Below are 18,492 nucleotides of genomic sequence, written 5' to 3'. Positions count from 1 at the left end.
GTGCGTTCAGCCCGCCATCAGCTCGCGCACCAGGGGCGCCACCTTCGTGCCGTACAGCTCGATGTTGGTCATGAGGGTGTCGTGCGGCATTCCGGTGATGCCGTACTTCAGGTTGAAGCGGGTCGCGTCGAGGGTCTTGAGGGTGTCGGCGATCTTGCGGGCCACCGTCTCGGGCGATCCGACGTGCAGGGCGCCGCCGGGACCGACGTCGCGCATGAGGCTCTCGCGGGTCGGGGTGCGGAAGCCGCGTTCCCGCGCCACGCTGCGGATCAGCTCCTGGAAGGCCGGCACGAACTCCTCCACCGCCTGTTCGTCGGTGGCGGCGACATGGCCGGGCGCGTGCACGCCGATGGGCCGCGCCGGGTGGCCGAACTCCGCCAGCGCCCGGCGGTACAGCTGGGAGAACGGGGCGAAGCGGGCCATGTCTCCGCCGATGATCGCCAGCATCAGGGAGAACCCGTGCTGGGCGGTGCGGATCACCGACTGGGGGCTGCCGCCGACGCCGATCCAGGTCGGGATGGAGCCGGTCTCGCTGTGCGGGTAGACGGAGAGTCCGTCGAGCGCGGCACGGGTGTTGCCGGACCAGGTGACGGGCTTCTCCTTGAGCAGTTCGGCGAAGAGGGCGACCTTCTCCTCGAAGAGTTCCTCGTAGTCGGTCAGGTCGTAGCCGAAGAGCGGGAAGGACTCGGTGCTCGACCCTCTGCCGAGGATGACTTCGGCGCGGCCGGCGGAGACGGCGTCGAGGGTGGCGTAGCGCTGGTAGACGCGGACCGGGTCGTCGGAGCTGATCACGGTGACGGCCGAGCTGAGGTGGATGTCCGAGGTGCGCGCGGCGATGGCCGCGAGCACGACGTCCGCCGCCGACAGGGGCATCGCCTCGGTGTGGTGTTCGCCGATGCCGAAGTGGTCGACGCCGACCCGGTCGGCGAGAACGCCCTCCTCGACGAGGCGGCGAATGGCCTGGCCGTGGGTGAGCGGCTTGCCGTCCGCGCCGTTGGTGACGTCGCCGAACGTGTCGAGACCGAGCGTGACACCGTCGGTACTGGTCGGGTTGGTCATGTCGTACTCCTTGGGTCTGCTCGGTGGGTCAGGTGGCGATACGGCGCATCACGCCGAGGAGCCGGGGCAGGTCGTCGGCGTCGACGTGGTCGAGGACATGGCGCCGGACGCTGGCGAGGTGGGCGGGCCATGCCTCCTGGAGGCGGGCGAGGCCCTGGTCGGTGAGGACGGCGTTCCAGCCGCGGGCGTCCTCGGCGCAGCGCTCCCGTCCGACCAGCCCCTGTGTCTCGAGGCGGGTGACGATGCGGGTCATGCCGCTCAGCGAGAGGTTGCAGACGGACGCCAGTTCGCTCATGCGCATCCGCCGGTCCGCGGCCTCGGAGAGGTGCATGAGCGTCGTGTACTCGGACAGCGGCAGGCGCTGCTCGCGGACCATGTCGGCGTCGACTGCGCGGGGCAGTACGAGCATCACCCGCGCGAGTTCGCGCACCAGCGCCTCTTCGTGCGGGTTCATGGGCTGCAGCTGCTGCTCGGGCGTGGTCATGCCACCAGTTTACTTGATTGACGCAGCAATGAACGGAGCCAGCGGCGAGGCCGTCGCAGTCCTCCCCTGTTCACCCGAGGGGCGAGGTCTCTCCGGCCGTCTCCGCGTGCTCGTGATAGCGCAGCAGGAGCATCGCGGCGTCGTCGTGGAGCGGGCCGGCGGTGTGGCGGACCAGGTCCTCGCGCAGCGAGTCCAGCGCGCTCTGCGCGTCGGGTTCCTTCAGCAGATGCGCCCGCTCGCCGAGCGGATAGAAGGTGCCGTCCTCGTCGCGGGCCTCGGTGACGCCGTCGGTGTACAGCAGCAGTTGCTCGCCGGGGGCGAAGCACACGGGGAACGGCTTCGGGGTCTCGCCGCCGTGGGCGCCGCCGAGGCCGAGCGGCGGGGCGTAGGCGGGTGGTGCCGGGAAGTCGGCGGTGCCGTTGCGCCGTACGACCATCGGAGGCGGATGGCCGTAGTTGAGGAACAGCACCTCGTGGTCGGTGTCGATCTCGGCGAGGACGGCGGTCACGAACTTCTCGTCGGACAGGACACGGGAGACGCTGCGCTCCAGGCGCTCACCGAGTCCCACCAGGTCGGGTTCGTCGTGGGCGGCCTCCCGGAAGGCGCCGAGCACCACGGCGGCCGTCTCGACGGCGGCCAGACCCTTGCCCTGCACATCGCCGACGATGACGCGGACGCCGTGCGGGGAGGCGACCACCTCGTAGAGGTCGCCGCCGATCCGGGCCTCCGCGACGGCCGAGGTGTACGACACCGCCGCCTGGAGCGGGCCCGCGGTCAGCGGCACCGGGCGCAGCAGGACGCGTTGCGCGACCTCCGCGATGGACCGCACGCTGGCCAGCTCGGCCTCCCGGCGTCCGCGCATCGCGGCGGCTGCGATGCCCGCACCGGTCACGCCGACCACCGACACCATCGCCAGGAAGCCCCTGCGTTCCTGGAACAGGCCGTCGTACAGGCCGAGTCCGACGCAGAGCGCGAGGGCCGCCGCGCCGAACCACGCGGTGCGGCGCCAGCCGCCGACCAGTCCGGCGAAGGCCGGTCCGAGGGAGGCCAGGGGCAGGAAGCCGAGTCCGGGGCCGGTGAGCACATCCCCTACGGCGACAACCGCCATCACCGCGGCGGGCAGCCAGGTCAGCACGGAGAGACTGCGCTGCGGCTTCGTTGCGGCCATGGTCCACTCCAACGGCGTCCCGGCATCCGGAACCGGCTTCGCCTTCCGCGCAGGGGCCCCTCCCCCACCTTGGACATCGCAAGGCTGTCAGGCAATCCCTCGGACGCGCCCGGCCCTTTACCCAATTGATTCCGAGAACTGACATTTCGTGATCGGCGACAACCAATGGGCGCAGGCCGGTTGGCGATCACGGACTCCGGGCAAGTCAAGTGTGAAGGACCCGCCGCGCAAGAGATGCAGCGGCCCCGGTGCGGTGACACCGCGGGGATACCGGGTGTCCTAGGAGGGGAAGTGATTCGCCATGCGTACGCATCGGCGTACCCATAGGCGTTCCGTACGCGTGGAGTACCTGCTGCCGGACGAGGCCGCGGCGGCGGGTCAGGCACGAAGGCTGACATCGGAGTTCCTCACCCGCTCCCGAAGCCGGATGGCGCGGGTGGACGAGGAGCAGATCGAGGACGCGACGCTCATCGTCTCCGAACTGGTCGCCAACGCGACCGAGCACGGGCGGGGCGAGTGCCGGCTGCGTCTCCAACTGTCCGACGAGCGCGTCACGGTCGAGGTCTACGACGGCAACCCGACCCCGCCCCGGGTACGGCCGCTGACGGCCGAGGGCGAGAGCGGACGCGGCCTGGCCATGGTCCGCTGCCTGGCCCACCGCCTCGATGTCACCCCGCTCACCGGGGGCGGCAAGCGGGTGCGGGCGATCCTGGCCATCTGACCCGGCTCCCGTCGACTTGACGGCAGGGACTTAACAGCAAGGCAACGCGGGCGTACTGCCGAGTGAAACGTGGTCGCGCGATTTTTTGCTCTACGGACGTAGAGAAAAAATCCCGGAGGCCCGTATGGCTGCCGCTCCTCATGCCCTCGACCCGCTCACCCCTGACGAGATCACCACCGCCCGCGAGCTTCTCGTGGCGGCCGGACTGGTCACTGAGGCCACCCGCTTCGCCTACCTCGGACTCCTCGATCCGCCCAAGTCGGCCCCGGCACACGAGGATCGGCGGCTGCGGGTCCTGTTGCTCGACATCTCCGGCGGCCCCTCCTGCGACGCGACGGTCTCCCTGACCGACTCGCGGGTCGTGGCGCACCGGCTGATCGACGCCTCGACGGAGGGTCAGCTCCCGGTGCTGGACGCGGAGTTCGCGATCGTCGAGGAGGTTCTCGCCAAGGATCCGCACTGGCTGGCGGCGCTTGCCGCCCGTGGCCTGGACGTGGACTCGGTACGCGTCGCCCCGCTCTCCGCGGGCGTGTACGACGCCGAGTACCCGCAGGAACGGGGCCGCCGCATCCTGCGCGGGCTGGCCTTCGTACAGGAACACGCCAAGGACCACGCGTGGGCGCATCCCGTCGACGGACTCGTCGCTCACGTGGACGTCCTGAACCGGAGCGTGGACCAGGTCATCGACCTCGGCCCGGTACCGGTACCGGTGGAGTCGGGGAACTTCGACGACCCGGCCGTCACCGGTCCGCCGCGCACCACTCTGAGGCCCATCGAGATCACCCAGCCGCAGGGCCCCAGCTTCACCCTCGACGGCAACGCCCTGACGTGGGAGAACTGGTCCCTGCGCATCGGCTTCGACGCCCGCGAGGGACTGATACTCCACCAACTAGCCTTCGCCGGACGCCCGGTGATCCACCGGGCGTCGATCGCCGAGATGGTCGTGCCGTACGCCGACCCCTCCCCCGTGCGGTCCTGGCAGAACTACTTCGACACCGGCGAGTACCTCATCGGCCGCTACGCCAACGCGCTCCAGCTCGGCTGCGACTGCCTCGGCGACATCACCTACCTGGACGCGGTGATCGCCGACGAGACCGGCACACCGCAGACACTCACCAACGCCGTCTGTCTGCACGAGGAGGACTACGGCATCCTCTGGAAGCACACCGACCTCTGGGCGGGCTCCGCCGAGACCCGGCGCCAACGACGCATGGTGCTCTCCTTCTTCACCACGGTCGGGAACTACGACTACGGCTTCTACTGGTACCTGTACCTCGACGGCACCATCGAGTTCGAGGCCAAGGCCACCGGCGTCGTCTTCACCTCGGCCCACCCCGGCGGCGACCACCCCTACGCCACCGAAGTCGCCCCCGGCCTCGGCGCCCCGTACCACCAACACCTGTTCAGCGCACGGCTGGACATGGCCGTGGACGGCCCGGTCAACCGCGTCGAGGAGATCGAGACGGTCCGGGTGCCGATGGGACCCGACAACCTGCGCGGCAACGCCTTCGCCCTCAAGCGCACCCCGCTGACGCGGGAGAGCGAGGCGCAGCGGATGGCCGACGCGGGTGTGGACCGCGTGTGGCACATCTCCAACCCCGGGTCCCTGAACCGGCTCGGCAGGCCGGTCGCCTACGCCCTGCACCCGGAGGGCAAGCCGGCCCTCCTCGCCGATCCCGAGTCCTCGATCGCGGCCCGCGCCGCCTTCGCCACGAAGCACCTGTGGGTCACCGCCTACGACCCGGCCGAGCGCTACCCGGCGGGCGACTTCGTCAACCAGCATCCCGGCGGGGCGGGGCTGCCCGCGTACGCCGCCGCCGACCGGGACCTCGACGGGCAGGACCTCGTCGTCTGGCACACCTTCGGACTGACCCACGCCCCGCGTCCCGAGGACTGGCCGATCATGCCGGTCGACACCACGGGCTTCACCCTCAAACCGGTCGGGTTCTTCGACCGCAATCCCACCCTCGACGTGCCGCCGAGCACCTCCGCCCACTCCGCCTGCGGGACCGGTTCAGGAGGCTGCCATGTCTGAACGGACCATCGACACCAGCAAGGTTGACGCACCGTCAAAACTCCGCGGCTCCATCGGAGTCGGCGGGATCGTGTTCATGGTCGTCGCGGCAGCGGCCCCGCTCACCGCCATCGGCGGCGCCCTGCCGGTGATGCTGGCCATCGGCAACGGCCCCGGCGTACCGGCCGCCTACCTCCTGGTCGCCGTCGTGCTGCTGCTGTTCAGCGTCGGCTACGCGGCGATGAGCCGCCATGTCGTCGACACCGGCGCCTTCTACTCGTACGTCACCGCCGGGCTCGGCCGGATCACGGGTACCGGGGCGGCCGGGCTGGCGCTGCTGACGTACAGCACGATCCAGGCCGGGATCTACGGCCTGTCCGGTGTCACCCTTCAGGGGCTGGTCGTGAAGTACGGAGGCCCCGACCTGCCCTGGTGGCTGTGGGCCGGCGTGCTGTGGGGACTGGTCGCGGTACTGGGCTTCCGCAATATCGAGGTCGGCACGAAGGTGCTGTCGGTGCTGCTGGTCCTGGAGGTCGGCATCGTCACGGTGATGACGGTGGCGGTCTTCGTCCAAGGAGGCGCGCACGGCATCGACTTCGACTCCTTCACGCCGGGTGCCTTCAGCACGGGGTCGGCGGGCATCGGGGTGATGTTCGCGGTCGCCTCCTTCGTCGGCTTCGAGGCGACCGCCATCTACAGCGAGGAGGCGAGGGACCCCAAGCGCAGTGTGCCCAGGGCGACTTACCTCGCGGTGATCGCCATAGGCGGCTTCTACGCGCTGTCCAGCTGGGCGGTCGTCCTGGCGGTCGGCACGGACGAGGTGCAGGGTGCGGCAGCGAAGAACACGAGCGGGCTGGTCTTCGCCGTGGCCGGGCAGTACGTCGGTTCGGCCGCCTCCGACACGATGGAAGTCCTGCTGCTGACAAGCCTGTTCGCGGCGCTGCTCGCCTTCCACAACGCGATCTCCCGCTATCTGTTCTCCCTCGGCCGCCAGGGCGACGCCCCCGCGGTCCTGGGCATCAGTCACGCCAAACACGGTTCACCGCACGCCGGTTCGCTGGTGCAGAGCGGGTCGGCGGCCGTGGTCGTGGCGGCGTTCGTCCTCGCGGGGTCCGATCCGGTGCTGGAGCTGTTCACCTGGATGAGCGGTCTGGCCACGCTCGGGGTGCTGGTGCTGATGATCCTCGTCGGGGTCGCGATCATCACCTTCTTCGCCCGCACCGGGGCGGACACCCGGCTGTGGCACACCCGGTTCGCGCCTGCGCTCGGCGCCCTGGGGCTGTGCTGGATCACGTTCATGGTGCTGGCCAACTTCACCACTCTGATCGGTGGTTCGGCCGGGCTCGCGCGGCTCTTCGAGGGGATCGTCGTGCTGTTCTTCGCGGCCGGTGCGGTGTCGGCCGCCGTCCGCCGCCGCGATGCATGACGTCCTCCCGGCCGCCGTCGCGCTGACGGGCTCCGGCCTGTGCCTCGCGGGGCATGTACCGGGGCCCGCACGACGCTGGGGGCCGCACGCCGTCGTGCTCGCCGTGACGCTGATGATGGTGGTGGGGAACCCGGGGCCTTACCCGCTGCTCGCGGGCGCCGCCGTGACGGCCGGCATGTGTCTGCTCACCGGCGGGCCGGTCGCCGCCGACCTCGCCGTGATGGCCGTGGTCACAGCGGCCATGGCACGCCTCGCGCAGGGGCAGCACGACCACCACGCCGACGACCACGGGCTGTTCGCGCTGGCGGTGGTGCTGTGGCTGCTGGCCCGGGCGGGTGCCGTGATGCACCGGGCCCTGCGCCCCGGCATGCCGTGTGCGGGTCCGTTCAGCGGTGCGGGCGGCGCGATGATGGCCCTGGGCATGGCCGCCATGCTGGCCTGACCGGGTCGGACCGGCGCCGGAGCCGCTCGATTAAGGTCGGGGCATGCCCAAAATCGTCGATCATGACGCGCGGCGCCGCGAGATCATCGAAGCCGTATGGGCCCTGATCGCAAGACGCGGGCTCGACGCCGTCACCATGCGCGACCTCGCCGCCGAGGCCGGATACGCCAACGGTGCGCTGACCGGCTATTTCCGCAACAAGGACGAGATCCTGCTCGCCGCCTTCCAGCACGCCTTCGAGAGCACCAACGTCCGCGCCCACGAGTCCATCGCCGACGCGACCGGCGTACCGGCGCTGCGCCTGCTCTGCCTGGAGATCATGCCGCTCGACGACGTACGCCTCACGGAGGCCCGGGTCGTCATCGCCTTCTGGGACCGTGCCGTCCACGACGACCGCATGGCCGGCGTCCACGAGAACGCCATGGCGGCCTGGCGCGAGCAGATGTGCGGCTATCTGCAACAGGCCCGCCGGCAGGGCGACATCGGCACGGAACCGCCCGACGACGAGATCGTCGACACTCTCCTCGCGGCCCTCATGGGCTTCCAGATCAACGCGGTCCTGATGCCCCACGCCACCACACCCCGGCGTCAAGAGGCGGTTCTCGACGGCCTGTTGGGCTCGTGGCGGCCGTAGATCAGCGGGGGTACGACGGGCCGCACGAGCACGACGACTTGACGTCCCTCCCCCTCGACGCGCATCTCCAGACCCTCCGCATGCTCCTCTGCGTCCTGCTGCTCCGCCTCTCGCACGTCCGCCCGGACCCGGTGTCGTCCGCCCCGGCCGACGACACGTTCCGCCGCTACGGAGCCGCGCTGGAGCGCGACTTCCGCACCAGCCACCACGTCACCGGCTACGCCGCCGCGCTCGGCTACAGCCCACGCACCCCCACCCGCGCGACCCTCGCGGCCACCGGCACGACCGCCAAGCAGTACCTCGACGCCCGTGTCCTCCTGGAGGCCAAACGCCTCCTCGTCCACACCGACGCGACCGCGGCGGACATCCCCGGCACCCTCGGCTTCGCCGAACCGACCGACTTCGCGAACTTCTTCCGCAAGCGGGACGGCCGTACGCCGCTGGAGTTCCGTGCGGTGGCACACGGGCAGACATGAGTCATGGAGGGATTCCGGCCGGACGAGACCGCCGTACGACGTGATGTGTTCCGTCGGAAGGTGTGGAGTGCCCATGCGTTCCGGGTCGTCGAGGACACACCGGAAGCACTTGTCCTCGGATGCGGGCCGGGCGCGGAGCTGTCGGTCCCGACGACCTGGATCGAGTGGCTGCGCACGGGCGACACAGCCGTCCGCCTACGCGCCCTGCCGAACCTGGCCGACGGCAACTGGCAGCTCGGCCAATGGACTTGGCGCAGCACGGCCCACCTCCAGTGGGTACCGCCCGACACCTGGTTCAGCGTCAACGCCTTCTACGACGTCACGGGCGACCATCGGCTGACGCACTGGTACGTCAACTTCCAGCAGCCGATGCGCCGCACGCCCATCGGCTTCGACACCTTCGACCTCCTGCTGGACCTGGTGGTCGCGCCCGACCTGTCCCGGTGGGAGTGGAAGGACGAGGACGAGTACGCCCACGGCCGGCGGCTGGGGGTGGTGAGCGAGGCCGAGCACCGCTCGGTGAAGGCGGCGCGCGAGGAGGCGTTGGCGATGATCCGGGCGAGCAGCGGCCCGTTCGCCGTCGACAGAGGCCTTCCGAACTGGCGCTCCGAGCCCCACTGGCCGGCTCCCGCGCTGCCCGCCGGAGTCCTGACCGTGGGCTAGGCGCCCGGTGCCGCCGGGCCGAAGCGCACCGGCAGTGCGCTCAACCCCCGCACCAGTGTGCTGGTCCGCCAGCGGAGCGTCGTGGGGTCGGTGGCGAGGGTGAGGTCGGGACGGTGGTGCAGCAGGAGGCGCACGGCGACGGCGGCTTCCGTGCGGGCCAGGGGTGCCCCGAGGCAGTGGTGGAGGCCGTGGCCGAAGGCCAGGTGGCCCGGGCCCCGACGCCGCAGGTCGAAGCGGTCGGGATCGGGGAAGTGGAGAGGGTCGCGGGAGGCGGCCGCCAGTGAGATCTGTACTGTGTCTCCGGCCGCGATGCGGGTACCCGCGAGATCGATCGGCTCGGCCGCGAAACGGAACGCCGTGGCGTGGACGGGTGCGCTGTGGCGCAGCGACTCCTCCACGGCGGCGCCGGTCGACTCCGGTTCCGCTCGCAGCAGTTCGAGTTGCTCGGGGTGGGTCAGCAGGGCGTGGACGGTCGCGGAGACGAGGTTGACGGTCGTCTCGTGCCCGGCGACCAGGAGAAGGAAGGCCATCCCGAGGAGTTCTTGGGAGGTGAGGGGGGACTCGGGTGCGCGGGCCGCGGCGACCAGGTCGCCGAGCAGGTCGGCCTCTCGGGTTCCGCGCTTCCGGTGGAGCAGGTCGGCCAGGTACCCGCCCAGGGCGTCGGCGGCCGAGGCACCCGCCTCGGACGAGGCGGGCATGACGAGTTCGCTGGACCAGGCGTGGAACACGGTACGGTCCGCGGCGGGCACCCCGAACAGGTCGCAGATCACCGTGACGGGCAACGGCAGGGCGTAGTCGCTGACCAGATCCGCGGTCCCCCGCATCGGCAGCCCGGCGAGCAGGTCGACGGCGATCGCCTCGACTGCCGGGCGCAGCGCGGCGATCCGCGCGGGCGTTAAGTGGCCCGCGACCAGCCGTCGTAGCCGAGTGTGGTCCGGTGGGTCGGTCTGGAGCATGTTGCGGCCGAGGGCGTGGCCGCCGCCGTCCTGCCATGTCGAGGAGTGGCGTATGTCGTTGCGCAGGCGCGGATCGGTCAGCCCGGCACGGGCCGCGTCCCGGGTGACGACCAGCCAGCTCTCGCCGCTGCCCGGGACCAGGACACGGTGCACGGGACCCCGTGCGCGCAGGGCCGCGTAGACGGGGTGCGGATCGGTGGCCAGGTCGTGGCCGTCGGGGGCGAGGTCCTGAAGGGTGGGTGTGGGCACGGCCATCCTTTCGATGGTCGAAGGGGAACGAGCGGCTGCGGGGTCACCTGCCTGTGCCCCATACGGCGTCCACCGTGTGCGCCAGGGCCGTCGCCTGGGCGTGGCCGGACCTGGCGGCTGCCGGACGGCGGGCGTCGGCGGCCATGCGCTCCGGTCTGGTGGAGCGGATCCCCGATCCGCAGGGCGGGATGGCCCGCAAGTTCCGCATCACGGACCTGGGCGCGCGGATGCTCGACGAGGAACGCGAGGGTCTCGTCCAGTCCCTGGACCAGATCATGGACGACTGGTCGGAGGCGGACATCGCCGCCTTCGCGGCCTTTCTACGACGCTTCAACACCGACATCGAGCGGCTCGGCGGGCGTCCCTGGCCCCGGCCGTGAGTGAGCCCCGCCCCGCGGCAATCCACGGGGCGGGGCTCTCGGTTCACAACGGGCGTGCCCGGGTCGGCCGGATCAGATCAGGAGGAGCGGCGTGCGCGGCTCGCCGCGTGGACCACGCCGCCGCCCAGGGCGATGACGAGGGCCGCGCCGCCCGCGACGAGGCCGACCGGCGCGTTGGAACCGGTCTCCGCCAGCGGCTGCTTGCCGCCGTTGGGCGTCGCCTTCGGCGTGGGCGAGGGCGTCGACTTCAGCGGCGGGACATGCGCGGAGGTGGGAGGCGTCGTCGACGGCTTGGGGCTGGCCGGCGGGGTGGACTCCTCGGCGGGAGGCGTGCTGCCGGCCGGGGTCGACGGCGTCGCGGGCGGGGCCGGGGCCGGCCGGGTCGGCGTCGGGGTGGGCGAGTCCGGGGTGCTGGGAGTGCGCTCCTTGTCACCGCCGTTCCAGGCCGCGACGAGGTGGTACGGGGTGATGATGTTGTCGGGCTCGTAGGGGAGCGGGCCGTGGCCCTCGCCCCTACCGCCGTCGTAGGTGACGTCGTCGCCGTACAGGTCTATCTGGCCGTAGCAGTCGGGCGACTTGACGTTGAGCTTCCGCCAGGTCTGCCCCGTGTCGTCCGCGCCGGCGACGTCCTTGGCGGTGAGGTAGACCGTGGCCTTGTCGACCATGGTCTGGTGGCCGGAAGTGTACCAGGTGGAGCCTTCGGCGGTGTACTCGGCCAGCGAGACGGGGTACTCGCAGCCCTCGCCGACGCTCTGACCGAAGGCGAGCCGGACCTCGACGGTGCCGGGGGCGGTGTCCCACTGGTGGAAGCCGCCCTGCGAGGTCCGGTCGGCACCGACAACGCTCCCGTCGGCGCCGACTATGCGGTACTGCACGGTGACGGACCGGCACGCGTCGTTCTCGGTGGCGCTCGCGGTGCCGGCCGCGAGCACGGGCGCGGCGGCGGCGATGAACGCGGTGGCCGCCAGGGCGGACAGGGATGGGAGGTGGTGCGAACGTGACAAGGTGAGCCTCGACGATGACAAAAGGTGTGGGAGGTGGCAGAGCGCGGGCGGCGGGCGCACGAAAGAAAACGATCGAGGTCGTGCGCGACCGGACCGCCCGCAAATGCTTCGCTCAGTGAAGCCCCAGCGAAGCAGGCCGAATTCCTGTCACCTTCCACAACTCCCGTCAATCCGCCACCAGTTGGCCACAAGTCAAGATCCGGACATCACCGCGAGCAGATGCCAGCGCAGGCCCTCCAATTCGACGTAGAGGCCAGGGTCGAGGAGTTCGTCGCCGTCCCGTTCGTAGGTCAATTCGGAAAGCAGTTCGGTGAGTTGGCGGCGGCCGCCACCGAGGTCGCTCCACGGGAGACGGACCCGGCCCTGGGCCGGCTGCTCGGACAGGTTGACGACGACGAGATGGCGGCCGGAATCGGTCGTCCAGGACCAGGCGATCAGGTTCTCGTGGGACGGGTTGTCGGGCCAGCCGGTGCAGTCGAGCAACTGCCACTCCCCTCCCCCGCGCATACCGGAGGCGCCCACCGCGGCGAGCAACTGGTGGTAGAAGGCCAGGAGTTCCTTGTCGACGGGTTCTTCCGGCCGGCGGGAGAGGAAGACCGGCGGGCGTACCCGGCGCCCCTCGAACTGCCCCTCGTGCCAGAGGGTCGCGCCGGGCAGCGTCGCGACGGTGACCGCCGCCGCCCGTTCCCGCTCGGGCGACAGTGTCGCGGCGGCCCGGGGTTCGTCGTGGTTCTCCAGGAAGCGGACCAGGCCGCGCTGGTAGTCGAGGCCGGCCCGCAGATGGCCGCGCACCGGGTCCGCGCCCTCGTGCAGCAGCCGGTCGTAGAGCCGTTTGTCGTAGCAGTGGTCGAACCCCTGCTGCTGGAGGTCCCATTCGAGGTCCCAGTACGCCTCGGCGACGAAGAGGAGGTCGGGGTGGCGCCCACGGACCTTCGGGAGGACGTAGGGCCAGAAGTCCTCGGCCGGTGCCGCGCCCGCGCGCTCGCCCCAGGTCTTCGCGAAGACGTCGGTCATCAGGAGCATGGCCATGTCGCAGCGCACGCCGTCCGCCTGGTCGCCGATCGAGGCCAGGGTGTCGACGGCGGCTGTACGCAACTCGCCGCTGAAGGCGTTGAGTTGGACGACATCGGGCCAAGGGGCGAAGTAGGGGTCGCGGCCACGGGCGAACACCTTGCCGCCGGACTCCAGGAAGGCGCCTGGATCGCGGGCCAGGTCGTCCGGGGTGCCCTGGACCAGGCAGCCGGGGCGTTCGGTCAGCCAGGGGTGGTCGGGGGCGACGTGGTTGGGGACGTAGTCGAGGATCAACCGGACGCCACGCGCGGCCAGTTGGGCGCGGGCCTCCGCCAGTCCCTCCGGGCCGCCCAGAGACACCTCCACGACGTAGTTCCGGACGCAGTACGGCGATCCGGCCACGTCCTCCGGGCGGAGATCGGGCAGCGCCGCCCGGAACGACTCCTGGAGCGAGGCGTCGCGCAGGGCGATCTCCAGTCCGGCCGGGCTGCGCTCCCACACGCCCATCAGCCAGACGGCGTCGACACCGGGGAGGGCGACCTCGTCCCAGGCGGCCGCGGGCACCTCGCCGAGGGTGACGAGGTGCCCGTAGCGGGCGCTCAACTCCCCCAGCCAGATGTGGGTGTTGATCTCGTAGATCACCGGGTGGTCGGGCCAGGCGGTCATGACAGCGGCTCCTCTCGGTCGCCGGTCGGGCGCAGGCTCTCGCGGCCCCGGGCCGACCACTCGCCGTCGCCCAGGGTGTGGAAGAGGGTGGCGGTGATCGCCGACAGTCCGGTCCAGCCGGTCTGGTGGGAGGCGCCGAGGCCGGCGCCGTTGTCGCCGTGGAAGTACTCGTAGAAGAGGATCAGGTCCTTCCAGTGCGGGTCCTTGGCGAACTTGGCCTGGGCGCCGTGCACCGGCCGGTGTCCGTCCTCGTCGCTGAGGAAGGTCGCGGTGAGCCGGTCGGCGATCTCGCGGGCGACCTCGTAGAGGGTGAGGTGGCGGCCCGAGCCGGTCGGGCACTCCACAGTGAAGTCGGCGCCGTGGAAGGCGTGCAGGTTCAAGAGGGCACGGATCAATAGCAAGTTGACCGGGAACCACACCGGGCCGCGCCAGTTGGAGTTGCCGCCGAACATCCCGGAGTCGGACTCGGCCGGCAGGTAGCCGACTCCGTATGTCTCCCCGTGCACGTCGAAGGTGTACGGGTGCTCGGCGTGGTAGCGGGAGAGGGAACGGATGCCGTGCGGGCCGAGGAACTCGTCCTCGTCGAGCATCCGGGACAGGACGCGCCGCAGCCTGTTCTCGCCGAACAGGGCGAAGAGATAGCGGCCGTCGGCGTTCGGGCCCATCGCCTCGCGCGAGGAGATGGTGGCCTCCACGGCCGGGTGACGTTCGATGAACTCCATTGCTCCGGCGACGAGTTCGGGGAAGCGCTGGTCCGCCCAGCCACCGACGAGGCTGGTGGCAGCGAGGGGAATCAGTCCGACGAGCGAGCGCACCTTGAGCCGGGTCGCCGTCCCGTCGGGCAGCCGCAGCACGTCGTAGAAGAAGCCGTCCTCCTCGTCCCAGAGGCTGGCGTTGTCGGCGCCGATGCGGTTCGTGGCGACGGCGATCCACGCGAAGTGCTCGAACAGGGACTGCGCCTGCTCGACGTAGACGGGGTTGTCCACGGCCAGCTCTATGGCGATCTCAAGGAGGTTCTGGCAGTACAGGGCCATCCACGCGGTGCCGTCCGCCTGGTCGAGGTGGCCGCCGGTGGGGAGCGGGGCGCTGCGGTCGAAGACGCCGATGTTGTCGAGGCCGAGGAAGCCGCCCTGGAAGACGTTGTTGCCGTCGGTGTCCTTGCGGTTGAGCCACCAGCTGAAGTTCTTCATCAGCTTCTGGAAGGCGCTCTCCAGAAAGACGCGGTCGCCCCTGCCGGTGCGGTGCTTCTCCAACTCGTAGAGAAACAGGGTGGCCCAGGCGTGGACGGGCGGGTTGACGTCCCCGAAGTTCCATTCGTAGGCCGGGATCTGGCCGTTGGGGTGGAGGTAGAGGCGGCGCAGCAGCAGGTCCAACTGGCCCTTGGCGAAGGTGAGATCGACCATCGACAGGGCCACGGTGTGGAAGGCGAGGTCCCAGGCCGCGAACCACGGGTACTCCCAGGTGTCCGGCATCGACATGATCTCGTCGTTGACCATGTGGTACCAGTTGCTGTTCCGCACCCGGGGGTCGGAGGCGAGGGGGTCGACGCCGTGCTCGGTCAGCCAGCGCTCGACGTCGAGGTAGTAGTACTGCTTGCTCCACAGCATTCCTGCCAACGCCTGCCGCACCAGCCGCCGTTCGTCGGCCGACGCGCCGGCCGGGGAGCAGTCGTCGTAGAACTCGTCGGCCTCGGAGCGGCGTTGGGCCATGACCGTGTCGAAGTCGCCGGTCCAGTCGGGCAGTTCGGTAGCGGTGAGGCGCAGGCGGACGGTCGCGCTCTGTCCGGCCGGGACGGTGAGCACATGGTGGACGGCGGCCTTGGTGCCAATCCGTTCGGGGTTGACCGCTCCGGTCTCGCCCTGAACCACGTACCGGTCGATACCGTCCTTGACGTACGGGGAGGCGTTCGAACTGCCGAAGATCTTCTCGTTGTTGGTGTCGTTCTCGGTGAACAGGGGCTGCGCGTCCGCGTCGCAGTACAGCCAGCGCGGGCCCAAGTCTGCGTGGTCGGCGCGGAGTAGGCCGCCGGATTCCTGATGGATGGACGGGACGGCGGTCCCGCCCGCCCAGGACCAGGTGTGCCGGAACCACAGGGTCGGGAGCAGGTGGAGCGGGGCTTCGTCGGGGCCGCGGTTGTGGGCGGTGACCTCGATCAGCAGGTCCTCGGGGCCCGCCTTGGCGTACTCCACGAACACGTCGAAGTAGCGGTCCTCGTCGAAGATGCCGGTGTCGAGGAGTTCGTACTCGAAGTCACCGCGCCCACGTGCCGAGTTGGTGGCCTTCAGGTCCTCGTAGGGGTACTCCGCCTGCGGGTATTTGTAGAGGTACTTCATGTACGAGTGCGTGGGCGTGCTGTCGAGATGGAAGTAGTACTCCTTGACGTCCTCGCCGTGGTTGCCCTCGGAGTTGGTGAGGCCGAACATCCGCTCCTTCAGGATCGGGTCGCGGCCGTTCCACAGCGCGAGCCCGAAGCACAGCCGCTGTTTGTCGTCGCTGATGCCGGCGATGCCGTCCTCGCCCCAGCGGTAGGCGCGGGAGCGGGCCTGGTCGTGGGTGAAGTAGGACCAGGCGTCGCCGCTGTGGCTGTAGTCCTCCCGTACGGTCCCCCACTGGCGCTCGCTCAGATAGGGGCCCCAACGGCGCCAGGGCACCCCGGAATCGTCGGCCTCGGCCAGCCGTCGCCGCTCGGCATCCGGTGTGTCACCGTTCGTCGCCATCACGTGTCCTCCTCGTGGCCCGGCGCATTCCCTCAGACTCAGGCGTCTTGGACTCGACCGCAACGGCTTGCCCGGATGGCCACCCGGTGGCCGCGTCCCGTTCGGTGACCGGGCCGGTACGGAAGGTGCGCCGGGAGTACACGAGAACCGCCGTGACGGCGAGCAGCAGCGCCGCTGCCGCCGCGACCGGCGCCACCAGAAAGGCTCCGGTGGCACCGTGACGGTCGGCCAGGTGTCCGGCCAGCGCCTGCCCGGTCGCGGTGCCCAGCGGGCCGCCCGCGCACAGGATCGTCAGGGCGACGGTCGCCCGGTCGGCGGGCGCGAGGCGTTCGGTGAGCGCGTACAGGCTGATCATGTAGGGGGCCACCGTCACACCGGCGACGGTCATCGCCGCGGGAAGGGCGTGCAGTCCGTTCCCGGCGACGAGGGTGCAGGTGCCCAGGAGCAAGGTCGCCGCGAAGACCGCGTACCGGTGGAGCAGAGCGAACCGGTCGGGGAGCCAGGCGCAGGCGGCACCCGCCAGGGCGCTGGCGACGCCGAAGAGGGCGTAGAGGAGTCCCGCGCTGCCGGGGTGTCCGCTGTCGTCGGCGTAGGCGGTGACACCGGTCTGTACGGCGCCGAAGACGGTGCCCATCGCGGCCATGGCGAGGAACATGACCGCAAGTGGCAGGCGGGGCAAGGGAGTTCGTGAGGTGCCCGGTGCGGGTCGGTGCGCGACTCCGCCGGGGGCGAGGGACAGGGCGAAGGGCAGGGTGGCCAGGAGGAGCAGGGTGATGGCCGCCACGGTCGGTGCCGTGGGGCCGAGGGGGGTGAGCAGTCCGACGATCGCCGGGCCCGCGACGAAGCTGATCTCGTCGGCGGTCGCCTCGTACAAGAGGGCGGTGGGGACGAGGTCGGGCCGCTCGCGCGCGTGGAGCAGGCGTGACCAGTGGACGCGGACCAGGGAGCCGACCGGCGGTTGGGTGAACCCGGCCAGGGCAGCCGCGGCGATCGTGCCCGGGCGGGCGGTGTGGCTCGTCGCGACCAGGCCGGTCAGGGCGGCGGCGTTGGCGAGTGCCGACGCCGCCCCGACGAGACGGTGGCCGTGCCGGTCGGCCAGTGCCCCGGCGAGCGGGGCGCCGAGCGCGTTGGCGATGCCCTGGGCAGCGGCGGCGAGCCCCGCGAAGGCGTAACTGCCGGAGGCGGCCCGGACCAGGATGAGCGTCGCGAGCGACGAGGTCGCGTAGGGAAGGCGGGCGAGGAACCCGAGCGGGAAGAATCCCGCGCCGGGCAAACGGAGAAGGGATCGGTACGCCATCGGCGTCTCCCGTGAGCACGTCGGAGGGACGCGCTACCCAGCCACCGACGCGTTGACGATCCCGCTTCTGCCGCGCAGCCTAGCGAGCCGACCGCCCTGCCACCAGAGCGACTTCGTCGCTCACGGCCGTCCCACGACTCTCGCGCTCCAGGTACGGATATGGCGTTCTCAAATCACGAGAGGTAGCCTCTCATCCGATCGTCACGTCTCGCCGGGGAGGCCGTCATGGCAGGCACGATGCAGGGCAAGGTCGCGGTGATCAGCGGCGGTTCGACCGGCGTGGGGAGGGCTGCCGGGGCGCAACTCGCCGAGAACGGGGCACAGGTGGTGCTGCTCGCCCGGCGCGCCGACCGGCTGGAGACGGCCGCGCGGGAGATGGCGGGACCGGTGCTGACGATCCCGACCGACGTCAGCAGCGGCGACAGCGTGCGGGCGGCGTTCGCACAGGTCGGGGAACGGTTCGGACGGGTGGACATCCTGGTGAACAGTGCCGGCGTGGCCCGTATCCGCGCCATCGAGGAGACCGCCGACGAGGACATCCACGCCTGCGTCGGCACCAACCTCCTGGGCCCGATCCACACGATCCGCTCGGCCGCACCCCTGCTGCGGGCGGCCGGGGGCGGCGACATCCTCAACATCTCCTCCGAGATCACCCTCGACCACATGCCCCTGATGGCCATGTACGCGGCGAGCAAGCACGGCCTGAACGGCTTCACCGCCGCGATGCACAAGGAGCTGCGCGGCGACGGCATCCGGGTCGCCCTGGTGATCCTGGGCTCCATCTCGGACAGCGCCTTCATCGAGAACTTCCCCGGCGAGGACCGGCAGCGCGCCGCGCCGGTGTGGGAGGCGGACGGCTATCTGACCAGGGTGGGCGCCATGAAGCCGCTCCCCTCGGCGACCGTCGCCCGGGTCATGCTCCAGCTGCTCGCCACCCCGCCCGAGGTCGTGCAGGACGTGGTGCACATCCGCCCGGCCGGCTGAGGCCCCCGTTCCGGACCATGCGACGGCCTTGGACACCCCATAAGTCGGCCTTATGAGGTCATAGAGCGGACCCGTGTACTGGGTTAGGCATGCCTTAGCTTAAGCTTCCCGTCGAGTCGCTTGTCATCGCTCGAAGGGAAC

Annotated in this window: 16 protein-coding genes and 1 pseudogene; 9 read left to right on the top strand and 8 right to left on the bottom strand. The window is 70.7% G+C overall.

What is annotated here, in order from left to right; genetic code table 11:
• Positions 1–6 precede the first annotated feature (6 nt).
• From AB0I51_RS42830 to AB0I51_RS42820, 3 genes are all read right to left on the bottom strand, one after another.
• On the bottom strand, positions 7–1,059 hold the full coding sequence (locus tag AB0I51_RS42830; protein ID WP_362983994.1) for an LLM class flavin-dependent oxidoreductase: 1,053 nt from the start codon (positions 1,057–1,059) through the stop codon (positions 7–9).
• 28 nt (positions 1,060–1,087) lie between these two features.
• Positions 1,088–1,543 carry a MarR family transcriptional regulator gene (locus AB0I51_RS42825; protein ID WP_362983992.1) on the bottom strand — a complete coding sequence of 152 codons (456 nt, stop codon included), beginning with the start codon at positions 1,541–1,543 and terminating at the stop codon, positions 1,088–1,090.
• A gap of 70 nt (positions 1,544–1,613) precedes the next feature.
• On the bottom strand, positions 1,614–2,711 hold the full coding sequence (locus AB0I51_RS42820; RefSeq protein WP_362983990.1) for a PP2C family protein-serine/threonine phosphatase: 1,098 nt from the start codon (positions 2,709–2,711) through the stop codon (positions 1,614–1,616).
• Between the two features lie 301 nt (positions 2,712–3,012).
• Between AB0I51_RS42820 and AB0I51_RS42815 the strand changes: the two genes are divergently transcribed.
• The 7 genes from AB0I51_RS42815 to AB0I51_RS42785 all read left to right on the top strand — a co-directional run bounded on the left by AB0I51_RS42815 (position 3,013) and on the right by AB0I51_RS42785 (position 9,087).
• The gene (locus AB0I51_RS42815) at positions 3,013–3,432 is read left to right on the top strand and encodes an ATP-binding protein (RefSeq protein WP_362983988.1); all 420 of its coding nucleotides are present in this window, start codon (positions 3,013–3,015) and stop codon (positions 3,430–3,432) included.
• 124 nt (positions 3,433–3,556) lie between these two features.
• Entirely contained in the window at positions 3,557–5,467 is a 1,911-nt protein-coding gene (locus AB0I51_RS42810) for a primary-amine oxidase (RefSeq protein ID WP_362983986.1), read from the top strand.
• Complete coding sequence (locus AB0I51_RS42805; protein WP_362983984.1) at positions 5,460–6,872, top strand: APC family permease; 1,413 nt, start codon at positions 5,460–5,462, stop codon at positions 6,870–6,872. Before AB0I51_RS42810 ends, AB0I51_RS42805 begins: the two co-directional genes overlap by 8 nt.
• Positions 6,865–7,314 (top strand): hypothetical protein, encoded by a 450-nt coding sequence (locus AB0I51_RS42800; protein WP_362983982.1) that lies wholly within the window; start codon positions 6,865–6,867, stop codon positions 7,312–7,314. Before AB0I51_RS42805 ends, AB0I51_RS42800 begins: the two co-directional genes overlap by 8 nt.
• Before the next feature lie 43 nt (positions 7,315–7,357).
• Complete coding sequence (locus tag AB0I51_RS42795; RefSeq protein WP_362983981.1) at positions 7,358–7,948, top strand: TetR/AcrR family transcriptional regulator; 591 nt, start codon at positions 7,358–7,360, stop codon at positions 7,946–7,948.
• Entirely contained in the window at positions 7,936–8,424 is a 489-nt protein-coding gene (locus AB0I51_RS42790; RefSeq protein ID WP_362983979.1) for a helix-turn-helix domain-containing protein, read from the top strand. The genes AB0I51_RS42795 and AB0I51_RS42790 overlap by 13 nt, the downstream gene beginning before the upstream one ends.
• 3 nt (positions 8,425–8,427) lie before the next feature.
• Positions 8,428–9,087 carry a DUF402 domain-containing protein gene (locus tag AB0I51_RS42785; RefSeq protein WP_362983977.1) on the top strand — a complete coding sequence of 220 codons (660 nt, stop codon included), beginning with the start codon at positions 8,428–8,430 and terminating at the stop codon, positions 9,085–9,087.
• Here the strand turns inward: AB0I51_RS42785 and AB0I51_RS42780 are convergent.
• Positions 9,084–10,292 carry a cytochrome P450 gene (locus tag AB0I51_RS42780; RefSeq protein WP_362983975.1) on the bottom strand — a complete coding sequence of 403 codons (1,209 nt, stop codon included), beginning with the start codon at positions 10,290–10,292 and terminating at the stop codon, positions 9,084–9,086. The genes AB0I51_RS42785 and AB0I51_RS42780 overlap by 4 nt on opposite strands.
• A gap of 125 nt (positions 10,293–10,417) precedes the next feature.
• On the opposite strand from AB0I51_RS42780, the pseudogene AB0I51_RS42775 reads away from it, so the two are divergent.
• A pseudogene (locus AB0I51_RS42775) lies at positions 10,418–10,672 on the top strand (MarR family transcriptional regulator); the annotation flags it as partial.
• Between the two features lie 77 nt (positions 10,673–10,749).
• Here the strand turns inward: AB0I51_RS42775 and AB0I51_RS42770 are convergent.
• The 4 genes from AB0I51_RS42770 to AB0I51_RS42755 form a co-directional block, all read right to left on the bottom strand.
• Positions 10,750–11,676, bottom strand: coding sequence for a hypothetical protein (locus AB0I51_RS42770; protein WP_362983973.1), 927 nt, complete (start codon positions 11,674–11,676; stop codon positions 10,750–10,752).
• A 192-nt stretch (positions 11,677–11,868) separates the two neighbouring features.
• Entirely contained in the window at positions 11,869–13,353 is a 1,485-nt protein-coding gene (locus tag AB0I51_RS42765) for an alpha-amylase (protein ID WP_362983971.1), read from the bottom strand.
• Positions 13,350–16,070, bottom strand: coding sequence for a glucosidase (locus AB0I51_RS42760; RefSeq protein WP_362983970.1), 2,721 nt, complete (start codon positions 16,068–16,070; stop codon positions 13,350–13,352). Before AB0I51_RS42760 ends, AB0I51_RS42765 begins: the two co-directional genes overlap by 4 nt.
• Positions 16,054–17,367 carry an MFS transporter gene (locus AB0I51_RS42755; RefSeq protein WP_362983969.1) on the bottom strand — a complete coding sequence of 438 codons (1,314 nt, stop codon included), beginning with the start codon at positions 17,365–17,367 and terminating at the stop codon, positions 16,054–16,056. The genes AB0I51_RS42760 and AB0I51_RS42755 overlap by 17 nt, the downstream gene beginning before the upstream one ends.
• A 225-nt stretch (positions 17,368–17,592) precedes the next feature.
• On the opposite strand from AB0I51_RS42755, the gene AB0I51_RS42750 reads away from it, so the two are divergent.
• A complete protein-coding gene (locus tag AB0I51_RS42750; protein ID WP_362983967.1) occupies positions 17,593–18,351 on the top strand; it encodes an SDR family NAD(P)-dependent oxidoreductase in 759 nt (252 codons plus the stop codon).
• Positions 18,352–18,492 lie beyond the last annotated feature (141 nt).

Origin of the sequence: Streptomyces sp. NPDC050549, from assembly GCF_040655035.1 — a bacterium.
Taxonomy (GTDB): Bacteria; Actinomycetota; Actinomycetes; order Streptomycetales; family Streptomycetaceae; genus Streptomyces.
The sequence above is the reverse complement of the archived record's forward strand: the minus strand, read 5'-3'. Positions and strand labels throughout refer to the sequence as shown.